The following is a 22667-nucleotide window of genomic DNA, read 5'->3' on the forward strand; positions in this document are numbered from 1 at the left end:
CGCGCGACCCGCGACTCGCTGTCCCAGTGGCTGTGGATCGGTTGTGGACAAAATTGCGGCGGGCTATCTCCCTGCCTCCAAGAGTCAAAACAAAAGATTCTCTCTAGGAATCTTAATTTAAGAGATAGCGGGATGGATGGCCCGTCAGGCATGACGACACGCGAGACCCCTGCCCTGATCCGTGTGCTTGGCGGTGAAGCCCTGCCGATCCCTCCGATCTGGCTGATGCGCCAGGCGGGTCGCTATCTGCCGGAGTATCGTGAGCTCAGGGCCAAGGCCGGCAGCTTTCTCTCGCTTTGCTACGATCCCGAGCTCGCTGCCGAGGTAACGCTCCAGCCGATCCGGCGTTTCGGCTTCGATGCCGCGATCCTGTTCGCGGATATCCTTCTCGTGCCGCAGGCTCTCGGCCAGAAACTCTGGTTCGCCGAAGGTGAGGGGCCGCGGCTGGAACCGGTAGCCGACGCGAACCGCCTGGCGGAGATCGATCGTGCCGCGGATCAGGCCAAGCTGGATTCGATCCCGGAGACCGCTCGCCGGGTCCGGGCTGCCCTGCCGGCTGAGACCGGCTTCATCGGCTTCTGCGGCGCGCCATGGACCGTGGCGACCTATATGGTCGCAGGTCGAGGCACGCCGGATCAGGGGCCAGCGAAGGCGCTGTTCGCACGCGACCCGATCCTGTTCCAGGCGATCATCGACCGGATCGTAACCTCGTCCATCGCCTATCTGAACGCGCAGATCGCGGCGGGCGTCGATGCTGTCCAGATCTTCGACAGCTGGGCGGGTGCGCTCGGGCCGGAGGATTTCAGGCGCTGGTGCATCGCGCCGACGCGACAGATCGTCGAGGGTGTGCGCGCTGTGCATCCGCAAGCGCGGATCATCGGCTTTCCGCGCGGGGCCGGGCACCTGATCCCGGACTATGTCGCAGGCACGGGCGTCGATGCCGTCGGGCTCGAAACCGATATCGACCGGGCTTTCGCCCGCAATGAGATCCAGTCCAGGGTTCCGGTGCAGGGCCATCTCGATCCGCTGGTGCTGCGCGCCGGCGGCGACGCGCTGGAGCGAGAGGCCGATGCCATCCTGACAGCCTTCGGCGATCGGCCCTTCATCTTCAATCTCGGCCACGGCATTCTGCCGGATACGCCGATCGCGCATGTCGAGCGCCTGCTGAAACGGGTACGGGGCTGAGGGTTCAGGCAATGTACGAGTGGATCAAGGCTTTCCATGTCATGGCCGTCATCTCCTGGATGGCCGGCATGCTCTACCTGCCGCGATTGATGGTCTATCATGCGGAAGCGCAGACCGGCTCGATCCAGTCGGAGACCTTCAAGATCATGGAGCGCCGGCTCCTCAAGGGCATCATCAATCCGGCGATGATTGCGACCTGGGTGCTGGGCCTCTACCTCGCCTGGTCCGCCTTCGGCTTCAAGGGCGGCTGGCTGCACGGCAAGCTTCTGCTCGTCTTCATCCTCTCCGGCATCCACGGCGTGCTGGTGAAGCACGTGCGCAACTTCGCGAACGACCGCAACGTGAAGTCGCCGCGCTATTTCCGCATCCTCAACGAGATCCCGGCTCTGCTGATGGTCGGCATCGTCATTCTCGTCATCGTGAAGCCGTTCTGAGGCCTTCCGCGCTTTCCTGCTTGAGCCCCGGGCCGATTCCCGCTATCAGGACGCTGCGCTTCTCCAGCGTCCTCCCTTGTTGTCGACTGTTCATGAGCCGCCTGCCCTAGCAGCAGCTCATGTCGCGCAACCCAAGCGCAGGTCCGGCCAGGACCGATAAGTCGATCAATCCAGTACCGTCCCAACCCCTGCCGGTTCGCAGGGCGTTCATGATCCGGGTGCCCCATGCGGGAAATCAAGCTTCAAGAGCTCAAGAGCAAGTCGCCGACCGAACTCCTGGCGTTCGCCGAGGAAGTCGAGGTCGAGAACGCCAGCACCATGCGCAAGCAGGAGCTGATGTTCGCCATCCTGAAGCAGCTTGCGGCGCGAGAGACCGAGATCCTGGGCGAGGGCGTCGTCGAGGTCCTGCAGGACGGCTTCGGCTTCCTGCGCTCGTCCGATTCGAACTATCTGCCAGGACCAGACGACATCTACGTTTCGCCGTCGCAGCTCCGGAAATTCGGCCTGCGCACCGGCGACACCGTCGAAGGGCCGATCCGCGGGCCGAAGGATGGCGAGCGCTATTTCGCCCTGCTCAAGGTCAACTCGGTCAATTTCGAGGACCCGGAGAAGATCAAGCACAAGATCCATTTCGACAACCTGACGCCGCTCTATCCGGACGAGCGCCTGAAGCTCGAAGTGCAGGATCCGACCAAGAAGGATTTCTCGCCGCGGGTCATCGACATCGTCGCGCCGATCGGCAAGGGTCAGCGTGCGCTGATCGTCGCGCCGCCGCGCACCGGCAAGACGGTGCTGCTCCAGAACATCGCCCAGTCGATCACCACCAATCATCCCGAGTGCTATCTGATCGTGCTGCTGATCGACGAGCGGCCGGAAGAAGTCACGGACATGCAGCGCTCGGTGAAGGGCGAGGTCGTCTCCTCGACCTTCGACGAGCCGGCCTCCCGCCACGTTCAGGTCGCAGAGATGGTGATCGAGAAGGCCAAGCGCCTGGTCGAGCACGGCCGTGACGTCGTGATCCTGCTGGACTCGATCACCCGCCTCGGCCGCGCCTACAACACCGTGGTGCCGTCTTCCGGCAAGGTCCTGACCGGTGGTGTCGACGCCAACGCCCTGCAGCGCCCCAAGCGCTTCTTCGGTGCGGCCCGCAATATCGAGGAAGGCGGCTCGCTGACCATCGTCGCGACTGCGCTGATCGATACGGGATCGCGCATGGACGAAGTGATCTTCGAAGAGTTCAAGGGCACCGGCAATTCCGAGATCATTCTCGACCGCAAGGTGGCCGACAAGCGCATCTTCCCGGCGATCGACATCATCAAGTCCGGCACCCGCAAGGAAGAGCTCATCACGCCGCGCTCGGATCTGCAGAAGACCTACGTGCTGCGCCGCATCCTCAACCCGATGGGCCCGCAGGATGCGATCGAGTTCCTGTTGGACAAGCTGCGCCAGACCAAGCAGAACTCGGAATTCTTCGATTCGATGAATACCTGACCGTCCGCACGACGGGTTTCGGCGTTCGATTCGCCGCCGTATCGATCCCGCCGGGGTCGTGCGGCGGCGAAATTGTTTTCGGAGCAACCGCAACCCAGCGCCCGGATTTCCGGTCACTTCGTAAGCTGCGTGAGACTTCGCCCGGGACCGCCGCAGCGCGGCTGCCTTGTATCGATGGGCGACGTCGAGCATCGGGTGGGATCCGGCCCGGCTCCCATCATCGATTCGGCAGCGAAACGGCGGCCTGCCGTGTCTCGCGCAGCAAACCGTGCACGCTCACCGGACTCGGCTCTTCGGCCGCTCGCGCCGGTGGTACACGGGCAGTGTGAAGCGGCACTACCTGCGTGACCCCTCTCTGCCGCCGATTCGCTGATCCGGCTTAGCCCGTTGAAAATATTAAATTTTGCTCGAATGGAGCCGTTTGCTGCTGTGGTAGTGCCGAGTGGTTGGAAAGTACCGGTAGTGCCAGGTAGTGCCGCGATCTCGGGCGTTAGATCCGGGTCGACACAGCTTCGAGAGCGCTTCGTGTTGACGAGCCCAGCTTCTGTCGGCCGATCGGGAGGTGAGGTCCTGTCTGCTTCGCGGTTGACTTGATGTTGGCGAGGGCCTCGTTCATGACGGCTGCAGTCGCGGGGCTCACGGAGGAACTCGACAAGCATGACGGGCGCGGACGCCTATCCCACCATCGTGGCCCTGTCATCGGCGCCGGGCAAAGCCGGAGTGGCGGTGATCCGCGTGTCTGGAAACTGGACTCGATTCGTTCTCGAAACGATTGCAGGGATCATACCCGAACCCCGCGTCGCGACCCTGCGAAGGCTGGTTGATGCCGCAGGCGAGACGATCGATAGCGCGCTCGTGCTGTTCTTCGCTGCCCCTGCCAGCTTTACCGGTGAGGACGTCGCCGAGTTCCACGTCCATGGTTCGCGCGCTGTCCTGGCGCGTCTCCTTGCCGTTCTGACCGCATTGCCGGGTGTGAGGCTGGCCGAAGCCGGAGAGTTCACGCGGCGGGCCTTCGAAGCAGGGAAGCTCGATCTTGCTGCGGTCGAGGGTCTGGCGGACCTGATCGATTCGGAAACGGAATGGCAGCGCCGGCAGGCGTTGCGCCAGATGGACGGGGCCTTGAGCGGCTTCGCCACAAGCTGGCGCCATTCGCTGATCGACGCCATGAGCCTGCTCGCGGCCGAGCTGGATTTCTCCGACGAGGGCGACGTCTCCGGCCCGCTGCAACAGCAGGCGCTCGCGCTGGCGGGAGAAGTGCTGGCCTCCTTGCGCGCGGCGCTGGGCAGCTTCGCCATGGGCGAGCGTGTCCGCGAAGGCTTCGTCTTGGTGCTGGCCGGGCCGCCCAATGCCGGCAAGTCCAGCCTCCTCAATGCATTGGCCCGCCGTGAGGTCGCGATTGTCTCGCCGATCGCGGGAACGACGCGCGACATCCTGGAGGTGCGGCTGGACCTGGCGGGGCTGCCGGTCATCCTGATCGATACCGCGGGCCTGCGCGACAGCGCCGATCCGATCGAGGCCGAAGGTGTCCGGCGCGCCCGGGCGCTCGTCGCACGGGCCGACCTCGTTCTCGCGCTGCGCGGAGTCGATTCGGAGCCGTATCGAGTCGAAAGTACGGCCGAATTGCTTCACATCGCTACGAAAGCCGACCTTCCCGGGCTGGTCCTGCCCGGGGAACGGGCGATTTCGGTCAAGACCGGCGCGGGCTTGACGGATCTCCTTGCCGAGGTCGTCGCACGTCTTCAGCGGCTCGGACCGGGCGAGCCGGCTCTCCTGACCCGCGAACGCCATCGCATGGCCGTCATCGACGCGGTTGCGGCGCTAGAGCAAGCGGTGACCGCGGGCCACGGACAGGGAGAATTGCTGGCGGAGGATATCCGGGTTGCCGTCGTCGCGCTCGAGCGATTGGTCGGCCGGATCGGCGTCGAGGACGTGCTCGACAGGCTTTTCGCGGGATTCTGCATCGGAAAGTGAGGCGGCGGCCGGGATCGGCCTGCCCTTTCCGCGATTGTCGTTGACCCGCCCGCCGGGCTTCGCTAGCGAAATCGCATGTCAATTTATCGGCAGCATTACGACGTGATCGTCGTCGGCGGCGGCCATGCCGGAGCCGAAGCCGCGGCGTCTGCGGCGCGCTATGGTGCGCGCACGGCCCTGGTGACGCACAAGCCGGAAACCATCGGCGTCATGTCCTGCAATCCCGCCATCGGCGGGCTCGGCAAGGGGCATCTCGTCCGCGAGATCGACGCGCTCGATGGCATCATGGCCCGCGCGGCTGATCGCGGCGGTATCCAGTTCCGCATGCTCAATCGCCGGAAGGGCCCGGCAGTACGGGGGCCGCGAGCCCAGGCCGACCGGAAGCTCTATCGCCAGGCCGTCCAGGATCTGCTGGCAGCGCAACCCAATCTCTACATCGTCGCCGGCGAGGTTTTCGACGTCGAGGTCGAAGCTGGCCGCGTTTCCGGGGTCGTTCTGGCGGATGGCCGTCGATTCGCAACCGGAACGGTCGTGCTGACGACCGGCACCTTTCTGCGCGGCCTGATCCATATCGGCGAAAAGCGGATTCCGGCCGGGCGCGCCGATGAGGCGCCTTCGCTCGGCCTTTCCGCGACGCTGGAGCGCCATGGCTTTCCGCTCGGGCGCCTGAAGACCGGGACGCCGCCCCGCCTCGACGGGCGCAGCATCGATTGGGCTGCGCTCGAGATGCAGCCTGGTGATGAGCCGCCCGAGCCGTTTTCGGCGCTGACGACCGCGATCACCAATCCGCAGATTTCATGCGGGATCACCCGCACGACGCTGGCGAGCCACGATCTCATCCGGGCCAATCTGCATCGCGCACCGATGTTCTCCGGCCAGATCGAGGGGCGGGGGCCGCGCTATTGCCCGTCGATCGAGGACAAGGTCGGGCGCTTCGGGGACCGCGACGGCCATCAGATCTTCCTCGAACCCGAGGGGCTCGACGACGATACGGTCTATCCGAACGGCATTTCGACTTCGCTGCCCGAAGACGTCCAGCGCGACCTGCTGAAGACGATTCCCGGCCTCGAACGGGCCGTGATGCTGCGGCCGGGCTATGCGATCGAGTATGATTTCGTCGACCCGCGCGCCTTGAAGAACACGCTGGAGACGCGAGCGATCGCGGGGCTGTTCCTGGCCGGCCAGATCAATGGCACGACAGGCTATGAGGAAGCTGGTGCGCAGGGCTTGCTGGCCGGCCTCAATGCGGCGCGCAGGGCCAGTGGAGCGGAGCCGGCGGTGTTCGATCGGACCCAGTCCTATATCGGCGTGCTCGTCGACGATCTCGTGACGCATGGCGTTACGGAGCCGTATCGAATGTTCACCTCGCGGGCAGAGTTCCGCCTGTCTTTGCGGGTCGACAATGCCGATGAGCGATTGACGCCGATAGGCTTGCAGCTTGGCATCGTCGGGGCGCCCCGGCAGTCGGCTTTTGAAGTGCGCAACCGGGACATCGCGGCACTGCGGGAGACACTGAAAGGCCTCTCGCTGACACCGCAGCAGGCGCAAGCTGTCGGCCTGCAACTCAATCACGATGGGGCGCGGCGCAGCGCCTATCAGATCCTGTCCTATCCGGATGTCACGTTCGAGAAGCTATCCTCGGTCTGGCCGGAGCTGACGGAATACGCCGCTCCGGTCGCGGCTAGGGTGACGGCGGACGCCGTCTATTCCGTCTATCTCGACCGGCAGGCGGCGGAGATCCAGGCCTACCGCCGCGACCAGTCCCTGAAGGTCCCGGCCGATCTCGACCTCGATGCGATCTCGGGTCTGTCGAACGAACTGAAGCTCAAGCTGGCGGCCCAGCGCCCTGCCGACCTGGCCCAGGCAGGCCGGATCGAGGGGATGACGCCGGCCGCCCTGACCCTGCTGGCGGTCCATGCCCGGAAGGGCCGTGCCGCTGCGTTTTCCACAGGCCCGACGTGACTGTTGATAAAGACGACAGGCAGCGCGCTTTGCGCTTGACGCCTGTTTCACGTGAAACAGAGGAGCGCCTGGCGCTTCTGGTGGCCGAGCTGGGACGCTGGCAAGCTGCGAAGAACCTCGTCTCCTCGGCGACGCTCGCCGAGGTCTGGACGCGGCATATCGCGGATTCGCTGCAGATCTTCGGATTGGCCGAGGGGCGCGAGCGCTGGCTCGATCTCGGATCTGGCGGCGGTTTTCCGGGGCTGGTGATCGGGATCTGCCTGGCTGAGCAGGGCAAGGGCCAGATCGACCTGGTCGAGAGCAACGCCCGGAAATGTGCGTTTCTGCGCCATGCCGCCCGCATCACCGGCGCTCCGGTCAAGGTCCATGCGTCCCGTATCGAAGATGTGATCGGCGATTTCACTGGCAAGGTCGACGTGGTGACGGCCCGCGCGCTGGCCCCCCTGCCCCATTTGCTCGGCTGGTGCGATGAGCTGTTGAGAACCGGCACGCTCGGTCTCTTTCCCAAGGGACAACATCTAGATGCGGAATTGACCGACTCAGCCAGATATTGGAAGATTCAGGCGACAACGGTTTCCTCCGTGACTGACGATGCCGCGCGAATCCTGGTGGTGCGCTCGGCGGAGAGACGAGCCGATCCATGACTGAGCTCACATCCGTGACGACACCGCGCCGCCCGCGCGTGATCGCGCTTGCGAATCAGAAGGGCGGTGTCGGCAAGACGACGACGGCGATCAATCTTGGCACGGCCCTGGCCGCCATCGGCGAGAAGGTGCTGATCGTCGATCTCGATCCGCAGGGAAACGCTTCGACCGGGCTTGGCGTCGACCGCCGCAACCGCAAATCCTCGACCTATGATGTGCTCTGCGGCGATGTCGGGCTGGGGCAGGCTTTGCAGCCGACGGCGGTTCCGGGCTTGTCGCTGGCACCCTCGACGCTCGATCTGCTCGGCGTCGAACTCGAGATCGCCTCCTCCAAGGACCGCGCGCATCGACTCAAGAATGCGATCGACGAGCTGGTCTATGACCAGCGCTGCCAGGACCTGACCTATATCCTGATCGATTGCCCGCCCTCGCTCAGCTTGATCACCATCAATGCAATGACGGCTTCGGACGCGGTGCTGGTGCCGCTGCAATGCGAGTTCTTCGCGCTGGAAGGCCTGAGCCAGCTGCTCAAGACGGTTGAACAGGTCAAGGCCGGCCTCAATCCGCGCCTGATCATCCAGGGTGTCGTGCTGACGATGTTCGACCCCCGCAACAACCTGTCGGGTCAGGTGATGGCGGATGTGAAGAGCTTCCTGGGCGACAAGGTCTATGAGACTGTGATTCCCCGCAATGTGCGGATCTCCGAGGCGCCGTCCTATGGCAAGCCGGCGCTGCTCTACGATCTGCGCTGCTCGGGATCGCAGGCCTATCTGCGACTGGCTTCGGAAGTGATCAAGCGCGAGCGCGCCTTGAGGGCCGCGGCCTGAGTTTGCAAGTTAGAGGTTGATGAGGATGGCAATGGCCGAAGAACAGGGGCGTTCCCGCCTTGGCCGCGGTCTGGCGGCGCTGATCGGCGATGTCGGCGACGAGATCGGGGCGATCGAGCGGGCGCGTGGGCAGCGCCGCGTTCCCGTCGAATTTCTGCGGCCGAGCGCCCGCAATCCGCGCCGGAATTTCGTGGAAGTGGATCTCGATGATCTGACGGCCTCGATCCGCGAGCGCGGTATTCTGCAGCCCATCATCGTTCGTTCCATTCCCGGAATGATGGACGCCTACGAGATCATCGCCGGCGAGCGCCGCTGGCGTGCGGCGCAGCGGGCGGAATTGCACGATGTTCCGGTCATCCTGGTCGAAGCCGATGATCGCGAGGCGCTTGAGATCGCCATCGTCGAGAACGTGCAGCGCACGGATCTCAACGCGATCGAGGAAGCGGCCGGCTATGAGCGGCTGATCGCCGAATTCAATTATACGCAGAACGATCTGGCCCGCGTCATCGGCAAGAGCCGCAGCCATGTCGCCAATACCCTGCGCCTGTCGAAACTGCCGGAGCCGGTGCGCAAGCTGGTCAGCGAGGGCGCGGTGTCGGCAGGCCATGCCCGTGCGCTTCTGTCCGTTTCCGATCCGGAATTCATGGCGCAGAAGATCATCGATGACGGCCTGAGCGTTCGCGATATCGAGCGCATCGTGCAGGAAGAGGCGCGCGGCGAGACCAAGAGCGCCGTGGCGAGCAAGCCGAAGGCCGTGAAGGACCCGGATACGCGGGCCCTGGAAAAAGCGTTGGAGGAGGCGCTCGGCCTGTCCGTCTCGATCGGGCATCGGGCGAACGGCGCGGGCGAGGTCAAGATCGGCTACAAGACGCTCGAACAGCTCGACGCGCTCTGCCATCGCCTGAAGTCCTGACCGAGGGCAACTCGGGCTGATTCCCCCGCGCTATACCGTCATTGCGAGGAGCGAAGCGACGACGCAATCCAGGAGGGGACTGGGTGGAAGATCTCATCTAGTCCCCCTGGATTGCTTCGCTACGCTCGCAATGACGGGTGCGGGATGGTCGAGGCCGCCTTTCAATCACTTCGCCCGGCTCGCCCGAGCCGGGCCAGCGTCCAGAGGGCGCGGGTTGCGATGGCCCGACCCATCTCGGCATTCTGTCGTGTCGCCAGCACGGCATTGCCCAGATGGCCGATGGCCTCGCTCAGTTTTGCGCTGGACCAGGCGTTCAGCGCGGCTTCTGTGGTCGCGACACGCGGATAGGGCAGGCGCATCGTCGCGACGACATCTCTGACGCCGCGCCCGCCATCGATGCTCTGGCGCGCCTTCAGAAGCGTGATGGCCTGCCGCAGCACGGCGCCGAGCATCACGCCGGGGTCCAGCCCCTCGCTGCTGAGCTTGGCCTGGGCGAGGTCGAGCACCGGCAGCTTTCCCGCGAAAACCGCATCGACAAGCATGGCCTGCTCGCGCTGGGCGGTGTCGCCGACGATGGCATCGACATGCTCGACCCGAACGGCCGGGTCCGTGCCGACATAGAGCAGCAGCTTCTCGATCTCGCGGCGCGAGGTCTGGCGGTCGCCGCCGAGCAGCCCAGTCAGGTGATCGCGCGTCGTCCGGTCGATCGACTTGCCGGCCCCCCGGACCATGTCGTCGATGATCGAGCCGAGGTCGCGCGCTGCATCGCCGTAACAGGGCACGGCGAGTGCCGTCTTTGCCTTCTCGCAGGCGGTGCGGATGGGATTGTTGCGCTGCAGATCGCCGGCCTCGACGATGACGAGCGCATCCTGTGACGGTGTCGCCAGCAGCGGCTCAAGAGCGGCGAGAAGGGGCTTGGATGTCGGCGACACGCGGATGGCGCGACGGCCGCCGAAAAGGCCGATCGTGTTGGCTTCGTCAGCGAGCTTGAGCGGGTCGGAGGCGATCGCGTCGCCATCCATCCTGACGAGCTGGAAAGCGTCCTGCGGGTCGTCGACGCTGGCCCGGGCGAGGCCTGCCGCACGTTCCGAGACAAGGCCGGCATCGGGGCCGTAGATCAGGATCAGCCGCCAGGCGGGATCGAGTCGTGCGAGGCTGCGCTCGGCCTCGTGCGCCTTGATCGCAACCATGGCGCGTCAGGAGGTGAGGTCGGCGGCGATCTGGCCCCGGACGATGGTGGCGAGGTTCTTCGCCGCGCGAACCTGTGCATCGCGCGCTGCCCGCACGGTGGCGAAGCGCTGCGAGGAACGCTCATAGGGAACGCGGACAGAGTTCGTGCCCGAGGCGAGGACCTCGGCGGTGCCGTTCCGGGTGAGCTTCCAGGTCGCGGTCGCCACGAGGACGGCCGAATCGGCGCGGCCATTGGCGTAGTCGACGGTAACGACCTCGACGGATTCGGTGACCGCCGCTTCGAGCTTCGCAGTCTTCTGCGTATCCGGCTCGCCGCCGCCGTCGAGCTCGAAGACCAGCTCGTTGCGGAAATAATGGCCGATCAGGCCCTTGATCTCGGGGATCTCGATGCCGCGCAGCGCCGTCTTGACGCTGACGCCCATCGTACTGGTGGTGTAGTCGGAATAGAGCGGCTGGAAGCAGCCGCCGGCAAGGGCCGCGATCGACAGCACGGCCGCCAGCAGGACGTGGCGGGGGCGGGCGGCTTCAGACGACGACATTCACGATTCTCCCGGGAACCACGATGATCTTGCGGATCGGCCGCCCCTCAAGGGCCCGCTGAACGGCGTCGCTGGCCCGCACGACCGCTTCGACCGCCACTGTATCCGCATCGGCGGCCACGGTCACTTCCGCCCGCTTCTTGCCGTTGAGCTGGACCGGCAGCGTGATGCTATCGTCCTTCAGCAGCGCGGGATCGACCTCTGGCCAGGATGCCTCGCCGGCGAGGCCCTGCAGGCCCAGCGCCTGCCAGCATTCCTCGGCCAGGTGCGGCATCATCGGCGCGACAAGCTGGGTGATGATCGTGGCAGCCTCAAGGAGCGCGAAGGCGATATCGGCATCGAGCTCGGGCTTCTCGGCCGCACCGTCCAGCGCCTTACCGATGGCGTTGGTCAGCGTGTAGATATGTGCGACGCAGCGGTTGAAGCCGAGGCGCTCGATATCGGCGCCGACCGCGTCGAGCGCGCGATGGCTCGCCTTGCGCAGCGCCAGCGCGCCGTCGCCGATCGCGGCGGGCCGGTCGGCATGGCCGCCGGTGCGCTCGGCGATCTCCGCAACCATGCGCCAGAGACGCTGGACGAAGCGGGCGGCGCCCTGGACGCCCTCGTCCGTCCAGATCACATCGCGATCCGGCGGCGAATCCGAGAGCATGAACCAGCGGGCGGTATCGGCGCCGTAGGAGGCGATGATGTCGTCGGGGTCCACGACGTTCTTCTTGGACTTCGACATCTTCTCGATCGAGCCGATTTCGATCGGAGCGCCCGTGTCGACGTCGAAGCCGCGCCGGTCGCTGCCGGCGACCTCGATGCGGACATTGCCCGGCTCGACCCAATCACCGTTGGCGGCACGATACGTCTCGTGCACGACCATGCCTTGCGTGAACAGGCCGGCGAAAGGCTCGTCGAGCCCGGCATGGCCGGTCTTCTTCATCGCGCGGGTGAAGAAGCGCGAATAGAGCAGGTGCAGGATCGCGTGCTCGACGCCGCCGATATACTGGTCGACCGGCAGGAAGCGATCCACCGCCTTGCGGTCGGTCGGGCTCTCGGTGCGCCACGGATCGGTGAAGCGGGCGAAATACCAGGAGGAATCGACGAAGGTGTCCATCGTGTCCGTCTCGCGACGGGCGTCCTTGCCGCATTGCGGGCAGGCGACATGCTTCCAGGTCGGGTGATGGTCGAGCGGGTTGCCCGGCTTCTCGAAGGAGACATCGTCCGGCAGCTGCACGGGGAGATCCGCATCCGGGACCGGCACCGTTCCGCAGGCGGAACAATGGATGACCGGGATCGGGCAGCCCCAGTAGCGCTGGCGCGAGATGCCCCAGTCGCGCAGGCGGAAATTGACCTTGCGCTGGCCGACCGGGCGGTTGCCGCGGGTTTCGCCTTCGAGACGGCGGGCAACCTCCTCCTTGGCTTCCGCGATGGTCAGTCCGTCGAGGAAGCGGGAATTGATCATGCGGCCGTCGCCATCATAGGCGGTGTCTGTGATGACGAAGCCGGCGGGATCGGTGCCTTCGGGCGCGACGACCGGGATATTGCCGAGGCCGTATTTGTTGACGAAGTCGAGGTCGCGCTGGTCATGCGCCGGGCAGCCGAAGATGGCGCCGGTGCCGTATTCCATCAGGACGAAGTTCGCGACATAGACCGGCAGCGTCCAGTTCGGGTCGAGCGGATGGATAGCGCGCAGGCCGGTGTCGAAGCCAAGCTTCTCGGCCTTGTCGATCGCTTCCTGCGCCGTGCCAGTGCGCTTGCATTCGTCGACGAAGGCCTGCAGCGACGGGCTCTTCGCCGCAATCGACCTGGCGATCGGGTGATCGGGCGCGATGGCGACGAACTTCGCACCGAACAGCGTGTCGGGGCGGGTCGTGTAGACCTCGACCTCGTCCTGCCCGGCGCCATTCGATTCGAGAGCGAAACGAACCAGCAGGCCTTCCGAGCGGCCGATCCAGTTCTTCTGCATCAGCCGGACCTTTTCGGGCCAGCGGGTCAGGCCTTCCAGAGCGTCATGCAGCTCCTGGCCGTATTCGGTGATCTTGAAGAACCACTGGGTCAGTTCACGGATTTCGACCACGGCACCGGAGCGCCAGCCGCGGCCGTCGATGACCTGCTCGTTCGCCAGCACGGTCTCGTCGACCGGGTCCCAGTTCACCTTGGCGGTCTTGCGATCGACCAGCCCGGCCTTGAGGAAGTCCAGGAACATCTTCTGCTGGTGGCGATAGTAGCTGGGGTCGCAGGTCGCGAGCTCACGGCTCCAGTCGAGCGACAGGCCCATCGACTTGAGCTGCTTGCGCATGGTCGCGATGTTCTCGTAGGTCCACTCGCGCGGATGGACCTTCTTCTGCTTGGCGGCGTTCTCGGCCGGCAGGCCGAAGGCGTCCCAGCCCATCGGGTGCAGCACCGAAAAGCCCTTGGCGCGCTTGTAGCGCGCGACGACGTCGCCCATCGCGTAGTTGCGGACATGGCCCATATGGATGCGGCCCGACGGATAGGGAAACATCTCGAGGACGTAGTAGCTCGGCCGCGTGTCGTCGTTCCTCGTCTCGAAAAGCTTGCGCTCTTCCCAGACGGTGCGCCATTTCGGCTCGGACTCTTTCGGATTGTAGCGTTCGACGGCCATGTCAGCAGGCAATTCTTGCGGGTTTGCCGGCTCCCGGAGGCAGGCCGGCGCAGGGGCTGAATGCAAAAACCGGATGTCGGAATCTTGCAACCTGCTCTAGGACACCATTGCGCGCACGCGGTCAACGGCGCCCACGGCATGAGAGGCTGGCAGATGAGCGATACGGTTACGCGTTTGGCTGAGATTCGGGCGGCGATCGGCCGCACCGAGCGCGATTTCGGGCGTGAAGCTGGCTCAGTCGCGCTGGTCGCGGTCTCCAAGACCAAGCCGGCCGAGCAGATCATCGAGGTGATCGAGGCCGGCCAGCGCGTCTTCGGCGAAAATTACGTGCAGGAAGCCAAGGCGAAGTGGCCGGCTCTGAAGGAACGCTTCCCGGACGCCGAGCTGCACATGATCGGCCCGCTGCAATCCAACAAGGCGCGCGAGGCGGTCGAGCTCTTCGACGTCATCCAGTCGCTCGACCGCGAGAGCCTGGCGAAGGAGCTGGCACGCGAGATCGCGCGGGTGGGCAAGACCCCGCGACTCTTCGTCCAGGTCAATACCGGCGAGGAAGCGCAGAAGGGCGGGGTTATGCCCGCCGAGACGGATGCCTTCATCGCCCGCTGCCGCGAGGTTCACGGTCTCGCGATCGAGGGGCTGATGTGCATTCCGCCGGCGGACGAGCCGCCCTCGCCGCATTTCGGCCTGCTCGCCAAGATCGCTGCCCGCAACGGGCTCAAGGGCTTGTCGATGGGCATGAGCGCCGATTACGAGGCCGCGATTCAACTCGGCGCGACCTATGTGCGCGTCGGCAGCGCGATTTTCGGCGCGAGGGGGTAAGGTCAACCAAGGTGTCATCCCGTGCGCGCCGCAGCGTGAAACGCTGCTGCGCAGACACGGGACCGTCCTCCGAAAAAGGTGCCTTCTCGTCACGCGGTCCCGTATCTGCGCAGCGGCACTACGCGCCGCAGCGCGCACGGGATGACAGCGCGTTTCAAGCCGGCTTCAGCGGCTCGCCGACATCGATGCGGTTGCCGTCCGGGTCCTCGAAGACGAAGGCGCGCAGGCCGTAATCCTTGTCGCGCAGGCCCTTGACGATGCGCAGGCCGCGCGCGCGGATCACGGCGTGCACGGCGTCGATATCCTCGACCATCATATGCGCGACGTTGAAGGGCGCAGGCCTGTGGCCTGGCTGGAGCGTCAGGTGCAGTTCGGCCGCATCGCGCTTCAGGATCATGAAGCCAACGGGATTGCCGTTCTCGAAGGTTTTTTGGAAGCCGAGGGCGCCGACATAGAAGTCGCAGGCGCGGGCCATGTCGGCGACAGGCAGCATGGCGGCGATCCGCCCGAAGCGGAACGAGGAAACCGAATCAGTCATCGCAAATCTCTGGCTGGGATGGCGCCGCGTCGCGGGACGGTGCCCGGGAGCGCAGCTGCCTGATCCGAAGATATGATCGAGACGGTGCCCGCGTCTCTCCTAGCTCACTTCACCACGATCCGGCAACGGCGCGCCAGCCGAGGCAGCAGCTTGGCGAAGACATGGCCCTCGACGGCGACGCAGCCGGCCGTTGGGGTGAAGCCGGCACGGGCGAGATGCCAGAAGATCGCGCTGCCGTGTCCGCGCTGCACCGGCCGGTCGTTCCAGCCGAGCTCGACGATCACATCATAGAGATGATCGTCGCGCTGCAGGCGCTCCTCGGCCTCGCCAGGCGGGCGGTCGATCAGGCGGTTGTAACGGCGATCTTTCTGGTCGTCGCACCAGGCGTCGCGCGGCCCGATCCGCTTTAACGGCAGGAGCGTGCGAGGGCGAGGCAAGCGGTCGGCCCGGTAGAAAACGCCGCGCAGCGGCAGATTTGTGCGCGGCGTGCGGCCATCGCCCTCGCGCTTCACGGTACCGATTCCAGAGCGGCCGAGCGCGCAGGGAAAGACCGCGCGACCGGCAATGAGGAAGCCCTTGCGCCGGTCATGGACCGAGGCGAAGACGCGCAGCGAGGTGAGATTGCGCGGTCCGCCATGCGGAGCGGCGCGGTGATCGAAGCGGTTTCTCACGGGAATTCCAGGCGGCCTCACTTGCGATGACGACTCAGCAGGCTCATGTTGCCGCAATCCCTGCGTGCGAGCGAACCCCATTCATGTCCGCCGTCCATCATATTCTGCTGGTCGATGACGACCAGACCCTGCGCGACACATTGTCCGAGCAGCTCTCCCTCTACGAGGAGTTCCGGCTGTCGACCGCCGAGAACGCGACGGCGGCGATCAAGGCCGTGCAGGGCGAGCGCGTCGACCTTGCCGTGATGGATGTCGGCCTGCCCGACATGGACGGGCGCGAAGCCGTCAAGGTGATGCGCAAGAACGGCTTCAAGAGTCCCGTCGTGATGCTGACTGCGCAAGGGTCCGATGCCGATACCGTGCTCGGGCTCGAGGCCGGCGCCAACGACTATGTGGTCAAGCCGTTCAAGTTCGCGGTGCTGCTGGCGCGCATCCGCGCGCATCTGCGTCAGCACGAGGCGAGCGAGGACGCCATTTTTCAAGTTGGCCCCTATACGTTTCACCCGGGATCGAAGCTGCTCGTCAGCGAGAAGGGCTCCAAGACCAAGCTGACCGAGAAGGAAACGGCGATCCTGCGCTTCCTCTACCGCGCCGGCCGCAAGCCGATCGCGCGGGAGGTGCTTCTGCAGGAGGTCTGGGGCTATAACAGCCAGGTGACCACCCATACGCTCGAAACCCATATCTACCGGCTGCGCCAGAAGATCGAGCCGGATCCCGGCAATGCCCGGCTGCTGGTCACCGATGCCGGCGGTTACCGGCTGAATCCCTGACGCATGGCGCTCGACGAGGACATGGCCCTGCTGGCCCGGCAGCCGCTGCTGAGCCTGATGGAACGCGATGCACTGAGATTGCTCGCCTTCGCCGCCGAAAGCCGGATATTGCGCGCCGGGGACGTCCTGTTCCGGGCCGGCGAGCCCTCGGACGGGGCGGTGCTGGTGGTTTCCGGGGTGGTTGCGCTGACTGTGCAGGATGATGGGCAGCCCGCGAGCGAGGTCGTCGGCGCCGGTGCGATGATCGGCGAGCTTGCTCTGTTCACCTCCGTGCCGCGCCAGGTCACGGCGATCGCGCGCGAGCCGACGCAGGTGATGCGGCTGCCGCGCAGCGTGATGCGGCGCGTGCTCGGGGAGTCGCCTGATTCGGCCGAGGCGATCGCGGCTGCGATCGGGGCTCGGTTGCAGGGCTTCGTTGGTGAGCTCTCGGCCGTCCAAGACGCGCTGAACGCGATCGACCGGAAGTAAGGCGGCCGCTCAGGACGAGGGTGGATGCCGGGCGGCGCGGATCGCGGCGAAGCGCGGCCAGAGGATGTTGATGCACAGCCCGGACATGACGAGCGCGGCTGCAATGAACTTCCAGCCGGGCAGGGGCTCGCCGAGCCAGATCGCCGCGGCGCCCATGCCGAAGACTGGCACAAGCAAAGCCGTCGGCGCGACGGTGGCGGCGGCATAGCGCGAGAGCAGCCAGCCCCAGACGGCATAGCCGAACATCACATTGCCGACCGCCTGCCAGATCGCGGCGGCCCAGGCGACGGCGGGAGCATGGGTGAGGCCATCGCGGATCGCCGGCCAGCCCTCGATCATCAGGGACAGGGTGACCAGCGGCGGGATCGCGAACAGGCTGGTCCAGACGACATAGGCGAGCATGTCGACCTTGGGCGTGCTGCGCGCGACGATGTTGCCGGCTGCCCAGCAAACGGCCGCGCCGAGCACCAGGATGATGCCGAGCGGCGTGGTCGAGCCGTCGGTGTGCCAGAGGATGACGCCGATTCCGACACCGGCGAGGAGGAGGCCGGCGATCTGGAAGGGCTGCACGCGCTCATGCGTGATCGCCGCCGCCAGCAGGATCGTGAAGAAGGGCTGCGACTGTACCACCAGCGAGGCCAGCCCCGGCGCGATAGAACCCTTGATCGCGAAGAACAGCAGGCCGAACTGGCCGGCGCCGATCAGCACGCCATAGGCGGCGAGCTTGCCCCAGGGCGCATCCGGGCGCTTGAGGAAGAACACCGCCGGCAGGAGCGCGAAGGTGAAGCGCAGGGCCGCGAAGAGCAGCGGCGGGAAATGCGCGACGCCGATATGGATGACGACGAAATTCGTGCCCCAGACGACCATCACGGCCAGCGTGAGCAGCGCGTCGCGGAACGAGAGCGATGTGGGGAGAGCTGGCTGCACGGGACTGGCTTCGCCTGACGTTTCGCGAAGGCCAGTAACATGCGGAACGGCCCGGTCGTTAGGGCGGGCCGGCATGGCTGAGGGGCCCGCGCGACATGGAAAGCCGCGGCGGGAGCCCCTCAGAGTTCCAGCGACACCGTGACCGGGACATGGTCGGAGGGGCGCTCCCAGCCGCGAGCCTCGCGCAGGAAGGTGAGGTCGCGCAGCGTCGGCTTCAGGGCGTCCGAGAGCCAGATATGGTCGAGCCGGCGGCCCTTGTTCGAGGCTGCCCAGTCCTGCGCGCGGTAGCTCCACCAGGAATAGAGCTTTTCGGGCTCGGGCCGCAGCGTGCGCGCCGCGTCGGTCCAGCCCAGTTCGCTACGCAGCTTCTCCAGCGTCGTCGTCTCGATGGGGGTGTGGCTGACGACGTCGAGGAGCTGCTTGTGGCTCCAGACGTCATGCTCGTAGGGCGCGATGTTGAGATCGCCGAGCAGGATCGCCGGCCGGTCGGTCGGCTTCCTGGTCATGCCCCAGGTGCCGATCTCGTCGAGAAAGGCGAGCTTGTGGGCGAATTTGTCGTTCTTCTCGGGATCGGGGATGTCGCCGCCCGCCGGGATGTAGAAGTTATGGATGGCGATGCCGGCTGCGGCACCGGCCGCCTTGTCGAGCGTCACCGTCATATGCCTGGCGTCGTTGCGGCCGCACATCGACATGGCGTCCTTCTCGCTGAAGGGCAGCTTCGAGACGATGGCGACGCCGTTATAGCCCTTCTGGCCGATGAAGGCCTGGTGGACATAGCCGAACTGGTGGAAGGCCTTGGCCGGGAACTGCTCGTCCGGCGTCTTGGTCTCCTGCAGGCAGAGCACGTCAGGGGCGTAGGTGGCGAGGTACTCGCCGACCATGCCGATGCGCAGGCGGACGGAATTGATGTTCCAGCTGGTGACGGTGAGTTGCACGCGAGGATTCCGGCAGTGAGGAGGCCGGAAACTGGGTCGCCCGGGCCCAAAAGGCAAGCCGTTTTCGGCTTGCCGGGCGCCGTCAGAGCTTGCGCTGGTAGTCGATCACGAAATTCTGCGGATCGGGCCGGCGGCGGGTGTCGAGATTGTAGAGCGAGATCGACGTCTCGTAGCCCTGCGGGTCGACCACGACCCATTGCCTGAGCTCGTTGGCGACGAGGTCGAACTTCAGCGTGATCTTGGAGGTGCCGCCCAGCGTCGAGCGGTCCTCCAGCCGGACCGTGAGCAGGTCGCCGTCGACGCTGGCACCCTTGAGCGTGCCTTCGCGCGCCAGGTCCATCTTCTCGCGCACGAGGAACTTCAGTGGCGTCTGGCCGATCGAGTAGATGTCCTGCGTCGCGAGGCGCTTGTCGCGGATGGCGACCGAAGTGCCGTCCGCGATCACCTCCGTGGTCGTCGGCGGCTCGTATTCGAAGCGCATCTTGCCGGGCCGCTGGATATAGATGCGCCCCTCCAAGCGCCGCCCGTTGGAAGCGTGCTGGATGAAGTTGCCCTGCAAGGTGGTGAAGCTGTTGAGATAGGCGTTGAGCCGCTCGACGGCCTCTTCCTGCGTCGCGGGAGGAGCCTGCTTGCTCTTGGCGGGCGTGGCTGCCGGCTTGGCCGCCTCGGCTGCAGGGGCCGCGGCCGCGGGCGCGTTCGATGCCGCAGCCTGAACCGCAGGGGCTTCCGTCGCGGCGCTACGCCCCTGGCCGAGCCCCGGAGGACGGGGCGGCGGCAGCACGAGGCGCGGTGCCGCCGGCTTCGCCGCAGCGGGCTTCGGCGGCTGAAGCTGAAGCGGCTGGGCCGCCAGCGGGGCGGCCGCCAGCGCGCAGCCGACGATCGTCGTCAGCAGGACCGAAGCCCGAACGGTCGGGGTCAATCTGTCGAGCAAGGCTGCTCCATTCCTTGTGCCACGGCCATTCCTGCCGAAAGCCTGAGCGATCGCTGGTGCGGGAGTCGAGGCCGTTGCGGACCTCATCTGCCTATTCCAACGTCTGGTCTACTGCGGAGGTTGCAGCATCGTCATGGCAATTTGAGGACTGGCACCGGTGCCCGCAAGGGCTGGCGGCCCTCGCGAGCCTCATTCGTCGTGCTGGTTCTGGCCCTCGACGAGAATCTCGCGTTTCCCTGCGTGGTTTGCGGGTCCGACGATGCCCTCGTTCTCCATGCGCTCCATGATGGATGCGGCGCGGTTGTAGCCGATCTGGAGGCGGCGCTGGATATAGGAGGTCGAGGCCTTCTTGTCCCTGAGCACGACCGCGACCGCCTGCTCGTAAGGGTCGTCGCTCTCGACCGAACCCATGCCGGTCTTGTCGAAGACGGCACCATCCTCGTCCTCGCCGCCCTCGTCCTCCTCGGAGGTGACGGCGTCGAGATATTGCGGCCGGCCTTGGGTCTTGAGATGCGCGACGACCTTCTCGACCTCGCTGTCCGAGACGAAGGGACCGTGGACGCGGGTGATGCGCCCGCCGCCGGCCATATAGAGCATGTCGCCCTGGCCGAGCAGCTGCTCGGCACCCATCTCGCCGAGGATCGTGCGGCTATCGATCTTGCTCGTGACCTGGAAGGAGATCCGGGTCGGGAAATTCGCCTTGATCGTGCCGGTGATGACGTCGACCGAGGGGCGCTGGGTCGCGAGCACGACATGGATGCCCGCCGCGCGGGCCATCTGGGCGAGGCGCTGGATCGTGCCCTCGATCTCCTTGCCGGCGACCATCATCAGGTCGGCCATCTCGTCGACGATGACGACGATATAGGGCAGAGGCTCGAGGTCCATGACCTCCTCCTCGTAGATCGCCTCGCCGGAATGCTTGTCGAAGCCGGTCTGGACGGTCCGCGTGATGACCTCGCCGGCCGCCTTGGCCTCGCCGACCCTCGCATTGAAGCCGTCGATGTTGCGCACCGAGAGCTTCGACATCTTCTTGTAGCGCTCCTCCATCTCGCGCACCGCCCATTTGAGGGCGACGACCGCCTTCTTGGGATCGGTGACGACGGGGGTGAGCAGATGCGGGATGCCGTCATAGACGGAGAGTTCGAGCATCTTGGGATCGACCATGATCAGGCGGCACTCCTCCGGCTTCAGCCGGTAGAGGATCGACAGGATCATGGTGTTGATGGCGACCGACTTGCCCGAGCCGGTGGTGCCGGCGACGAGCAGGTGAGGCATGCGGGCGAGATCGGCGATGACAGGCTCGCCGCCGATGGTCTTGCCGAGGCAGAGCGCGAGCTTGTGCTTGGTCGCCTCGAAATCCTGGCTGGCGAGCAACTCGCGCAGGAAGACGGTCTCGCGGCGGGTGTTGGGCAACTCGATGCCGATCGCGTTCTTGCCCTGCACCACCGCGACGCGCGCCGACACCGCGCTCATCGAACGCGCGATGTCGTCGGCCAAAGAGATCACCCGGGAGGATTTCGTGCCCGGCGCAGGTTCAAGCTCGTACAAGGTCACGACCGGACCGGGGCGCACCTGCGAAATCTCGCCGCGCACGCCGAAATCCTCCAGCACGCCTTCGAGCAGCGTGGCGTTCTGCTCAAGCGCATCGGTCGAGACCGCGTTCGCCGCGACCTTCTTCGGCTCGGCCAGATAAGTCAGCGGCGGCAATTCGAACGAGTCGCGGTCGAGCAGGGAGGGCTGCGCCTCGCGCTGCATGCGCTTGCCGGGCTTCGGCGCGGCGCGCGGCATGGCGACGCGCGGGGCGTTGAGATCGCGCAGATCCTGCGGCTCGTCGTCGAGATCGAAAGGCGCGTCGTAATCGTCGGTCGTCCGGCCCGCCGTGGCAGCACGAGCGCCCGGCAGCGGCTCGGGCTCGAAATCGGGCAGGCCGCGGCGCCCGGCCGGCGCCTCGCCGAATTGCGGCTCGCGGCGGACGCGGCCGTTGTCACGGGTCGGAACAAGGCCGGTATCGACGGCCGGCTCGGGGGGCTGCGGCAGGCGGCGCAGGATCGCGGCCCGCAGCGCCATCGCGCCATGAGCGAGCCAGCCGATCAGGATGACGGCGATGCCGGGTTCGTCGTCGCGGCGCTCGTCGCTGTCGGACCAGTTGTCCTCGGCCTCGTCGCTGTCGAGAACCGGGTCCTCGTCGGTGACGAAGCCGAAGCCGGCGGCGGCGGTGACGGCCAGGATGGCGATGCCGGCATAGAGGAAGCCGACGAGACTGCCGACCGCTCCCCCGGCGATGCCCGCGATATTGCGCGTGCCGAAGAGCAGACCGTCGCCGATCACGCCGCCCATGCCGGTGGGCAGCGGCCAGCGCGGGGTCGCGGGCAGGGCGCTGGCGACGGCGGCCGTCGCAGCGACGCCGACGACCCAGAGGCCGAGCTTCAATGCGCCACGGTCGAAGATGTGGAAGCGGACGAGTCTGAGTGCCCAGATCACGGGCGGGAAGAGCAGGGCGATGACGCCGAGGCCGATGAGCTGCATCAGGAGATCGGCGACCATGGCGCCGGGGCGGCCGAGCCAGTTGCGAATGGCGCCGCTGGTGGCGTTGTTGAGACTGGGGTCGTCGACCGACCAGCTCGCCAGCGCCGTGGAGATGGCAATCATCAGGGCGAGCACGCCCATGCCAGTCAGCTCCGAGGCGCGGCGCGACAGGAACTCGCGCACCGGGTCGGGCAGGCGGTCCATGAGCGATTGGGAGCGGCGGATCGTGCGCATGCGGTTTCGGGTCTGTCCGGACTGTCGGCCGCACCATTCGGCCATCCGCGGAAGGTTAGGAAGCCGAGGTTAAGACCCGC

At 66.1% G+C, this 22667-nt stretch carries 20 protein-coding genes; 11 read left to right on the plus strand and 9 right to left on the minus strand.

Going from position 1 to position 22667, the window contains the following annotated elements:
* The first annotated feature begins 150 nt into the window (after positions 1 to 150).
* The 8 genes from hemE (at position 151) to ACWIEX_RS22720 (ending at position 9427) form a co-directional block, all read left to right on the plus strand.
* Positions 151 to 1185 carry a uroporphyrinogen decarboxylase gene (gene hemE, locus ACWIEX_RS22685; protein WP_454035190.1) on the plus strand — a complete coding sequence of 345 codons (1035 nt, stop codon included), beginning with the start codon at positions 151 to 153 and terminating at the stop codon, positions 1183 to 1185.
* Positions 1186 to 1196: 11 nt separating this feature from the next.
* Positions 1197 to 1619 (plus strand): protoporphyrinogen oxidase HemJ, encoded by a 423-nt coding sequence (gene hemJ / locus ACWIEX_RS22690; protein WP_454035191.1) that lies wholly within the window; start codon positions 1197 to 1199, stop codon positions 1617 to 1619.
* Positions 1620 to 1844: 225 nt separating this feature from the next.
* A complete protein-coding gene (gene rho / locus ACWIEX_RS22695; RefSeq protein ID WP_061966668.1) occupies positions 1845 to 3110 on the plus strand; it encodes a transcription termination factor Rho in 1266 nt (421 codons plus the stop codon).
* Positions 3111 to 3767: 657 nt separating this feature from the next.
* Positions 3768 to 5081 carry a tRNA uridine-5-carboxymethylaminomethyl(34) synthesis GTPase MnmE gene (gene mnmE / locus ACWIEX_RS22700; RefSeq protein ID WP_454035192.1) on the plus strand — a complete coding sequence of 438 codons (1314 nt, stop codon included), beginning with the start codon at positions 3768 to 3770 and terminating at the stop codon, positions 5079 to 5081.
* Between the two features lie 75 nt (positions 5082 to 5156).
* Positions 5157 to 7043 (plus strand): tRNA uridine-5-carboxymethylaminomethyl(34) synthesis enzyme MnmG, encoded by a 1887-nt coding sequence (gene mnmG, locus ACWIEX_RS22705; RefSeq protein ID WP_454035193.1) that lies wholly within the window; start codon positions 5157 to 5159, stop codon positions 7041 to 7043.
* On the plus strand, positions 7040 to 7687 hold the full coding sequence (rsmG, locus tag ACWIEX_RS22710) for a 16S rRNA (guanine(527)-N(7))-methyltransferase RsmG (RefSeq protein ID WP_454035194.1): 648 nt from the start codon (positions 7040 to 7042) through the stop codon (positions 7685 to 7687). Before mnmG ends, rsmG begins: the two co-directional genes overlap by 4 nt.
* Entirely contained in the window at positions 7684 to 8514 is an 831-nt protein-coding gene (locus tag ACWIEX_RS22715) for a ParA family protein (RefSeq protein ID WP_061966672.1), read from the plus strand. Before rsmG ends, ACWIEX_RS22715 begins: the two co-directional genes overlap by 4 nt.
* A 31-nt stretch (positions 8515 to 8545) precedes the next feature.
* On the plus strand, positions 8546 to 9427 hold the full coding sequence (locus tag ACWIEX_RS22720) for a ParB/RepB/Spo0J family partition protein (RefSeq protein WP_454035195.1): 882 nt from the start codon (positions 8546 to 8548) through the stop codon (positions 9425 to 9427).
* A gap of 161 nt (positions 9428 to 9588) precedes the next feature.
* Here ACWIEX_RS22720 and holA read toward each other — a convergent pair whose 3' ends face one another.
* Genes holA through leuS form a run of 3 tightly spaced genes read right to left on the minus strand, consistent with a single transcriptional unit; the run spans position 9589 to position 13768 of the window.
* Positions 9589 to 10617, minus strand: a complete 1029-nt coding sequence (holA, locus tag ACWIEX_RS22725; RefSeq protein WP_454035196.1) for a DNA polymerase III subunit delta — start codon at positions 10615 to 10617, stop codon at positions 9589 to 9591.
* Between the two features lie 6 nt (positions 10618 to 10623).
* Complete coding sequence (locus ACWIEX_RS22730) at positions 10624 to 11157, minus strand: LPS assembly lipoprotein LptE (RefSeq protein WP_454035197.1); 534 nt, start codon at positions 11155 to 11157, stop codon at positions 10624 to 10626.
* Positions 11144 to 13768, minus strand: a complete 2625-nt coding sequence (gene leuS, locus ACWIEX_RS22735; RefSeq protein WP_454035198.1) for a leucine--tRNA ligase — start codon at positions 13766 to 13768, stop codon at positions 11144 to 11146. The genes ACWIEX_RS22730 and leuS overlap by 14 nt, the downstream gene beginning before the upstream one ends.
* Before the next feature lie 153 nt (positions 13769 to 13921).
* On the opposite strand from leuS, the gene ACWIEX_RS22740 reads away from it, so the two are divergent.
* A complete protein-coding gene (locus tag ACWIEX_RS22740; RefSeq protein ID WP_454035199.1) occupies positions 13922 to 14587 on the plus strand; it encodes a YggS family pyridoxal phosphate-dependent enzyme in 666 nt (221 codons plus the stop codon).
* A 154-nt stretch (positions 14588 to 14741) separates the two neighbouring features.
* On the opposite strand, the gene ACWIEX_RS22745 is transcribed toward ACWIEX_RS22740, so the two are convergent.
* A complete protein-coding gene (locus ACWIEX_RS22745) occupies positions 14742 to 15125 on the minus strand; it encodes a bleomycin resistance protein (RefSeq protein WP_454035200.1) in 384 nt (127 codons plus the stop codon).
* Between the two features lie 104 nt (positions 15126 to 15229).
* Positions 15230 to 15796 carry a L,D-transpeptidase family protein gene (locus ACWIEX_RS22750; protein WP_454035201.1) on the minus strand — a complete coding sequence of 189 codons (567 nt, stop codon included), beginning with the start codon at positions 15794 to 15796 and terminating at the stop codon, positions 15230 to 15232.
* Between the two features lie 83 nt (positions 15797 to 15879).
* On the opposite strand from ACWIEX_RS22750, the gene ACWIEX_RS22755 reads away from it, so the two are divergent.
* Complete coding sequence (locus ACWIEX_RS22755; RefSeq protein WP_454035202.1) at positions 15880 to 16566, plus strand: response regulator transcription factor; 687 nt, start codon at positions 15880 to 15882, stop codon at positions 16564 to 16566.
* 3 nt (positions 16567 to 16569) lie between these two features.
* The gene (locus ACWIEX_RS22760; protein WP_454035203.1) at positions 16570 to 17034 is read left to right on the plus strand and encodes a cyclic nucleotide-binding domain-containing protein; all 465 of its coding nucleotides are present in this window, start codon (positions 16570 to 16572) and stop codon (positions 17032 to 17034) included.
* A 9-nt stretch (positions 17035 to 17043) separates the two neighbouring features.
* Here ACWIEX_RS22760 and ACWIEX_RS22765 read toward each other — a convergent pair whose 3' ends face one another.
* The 4 genes from ACWIEX_RS22765 to ACWIEX_RS22780 form a co-directional block, all read right to left on the minus strand.
* Positions 17044 to 17961 carry an EamA family transporter gene (locus ACWIEX_RS22765; protein ID WP_454035204.1) on the minus strand — a complete coding sequence of 306 codons (918 nt, stop codon included), beginning with the start codon at positions 17959 to 17961 and terminating at the stop codon, positions 17044 to 17046.
* Between the two features lie 119 nt (positions 17962 to 18080).
* Positions 18081 to 18896 (minus strand): exodeoxyribonuclease III, encoded by an 816-nt coding sequence (gene xth / locus ACWIEX_RS22770; RefSeq protein ID WP_454035205.1) that lies wholly within the window; start codon positions 18894 to 18896, stop codon positions 18081 to 18083.
* 82 nt (positions 18897 to 18978) lie between these two features.
* Positions 18979 to 19827, minus strand: a complete 849-nt coding sequence (locus ACWIEX_RS22775; RefSeq protein ID WP_454035206.1) for a LolA family protein — start codon at positions 19825 to 19827, stop codon at positions 18979 to 18981.
* Positions 19828 to 20016: 189 nt separating this feature from the next.
* Positions 20017 to 22587, minus strand: coding sequence for a DNA translocase FtsK (locus ACWIEX_RS22780; protein WP_454035207.1), 2571 nt, complete (start codon positions 22585 to 22587; stop codon positions 20017 to 20019).
* Positions 22588 to 22667: the final 80 nt, after the last annotated feature.

Source organism: Allobosea sp. NPDC055353 (assembly GCF_053644975.1).

What these genes read in the sequence shown, in the direction of transcription:
- mnmE (WP_454035192.1), top strand. Translation starts at nt 3,768, where the DNA reads ATGACGGGCGCGGACGCCTATCCCACCATCGTGGCCCTGTCATCGGCG.
- hemE (WP_454035190.1), top strand. Translation starts at nt 151, where the DNA reads ATGACGACACGCGAGACCCCTGCCCTGATCCGTGTGCTTGGCGGTGAA.
- rho (WP_061966668.1), top strand. Translation starts at nt 1,845, where the DNA reads ATGCGGGAAATCAAGCTTCAAGAGCTCAAGAGCAAGTCGCCGACCGAA.
- ACWIEX_RS22745 (WP_454035200.1), bottom strand. Translation starts at nt 15,125, where the DNA reads ATGACTGATTCGGTTTCCTCGTTCCGCTTCGGGCGGATCGCCGCCATG.
- ACWIEX_RS22755 (WP_454035202.1), top strand. Translation starts at nt 15,880, where the DNA reads ATGTCCGCCGTCCATCATATTCTGCTGGTCGATGACGACCAGACCCTG.
- holA (WP_454035196.1), bottom strand. Translation starts at nt 10,617, where the DNA reads ATGGTTGCGATCAAGGCGCACGAGGCCGAGCGCAGCCTCGCACGACTC.
- ACWIEX_RS22740 (WP_454035199.1), top strand. Translation starts at nt 13,922, where the DNA reads ATGAGCGATACGGTTACGCGTTTGGCTGAGATTCGGGCGGCGATCGGC.
- ACWIEX_RS22780 (WP_454035207.1), bottom strand. Translation starts at nt 22,587, where the DNA reads ATGCGCACGATCCGCCGCTCCCAATCGCTCATGGACCGCCTGCCCGAC.
- ACWIEX_RS22760 (WP_454035203.1), top strand. Translation starts at nt 16,570, where the DNA reads ATGGCGCTCGACGAGGACATGGCCCTGCTGGCCCGGCAGCCGCTGCTG.
- mnmG (WP_454035193.1), top strand. Translation starts at nt 5,157, where the DNA reads ATGTCAATTTATCGGCAGCATTACGACGTGATCGTCGTCGGCGGCGGC.
- ACWIEX_RS22730 (WP_454035197.1), bottom strand. Translation starts at nt 11,157, where the DNA reads ATGTCGTCGTCTGAAGCCGCCCGCCCCCGCCACGTCCTGCTGGCGGCC.
- leuS (WP_454035198.1), bottom strand. Translation starts at nt 13,768, where the DNA reads ATGGCCGTCGAACGCTACAATCCGAAAGAGTCCGAGCCGAAATGGCGC.
- hemJ (WP_454035191.1), top strand. Translation starts at nt 1,197, where the DNA reads ATGTACGAGTGGATCAAGGCTTTCCATGTCATGGCCGTCATCTCCTGG.
- ACWIEX_RS22720 (WP_454035195.1), top strand. Translation starts at nt 8,546, where the DNA reads ATGGCCGAAGAACAGGGGCGTTCCCGCCTTGGCCGCGGTCTGGCGGCG.
- ACWIEX_RS22715 (WP_061966672.1), top strand. Translation starts at nt 7,684, where the DNA reads ATGACTGAGCTCACATCCGTGACGACACCGCGCCGCCCGCGCGTGATC.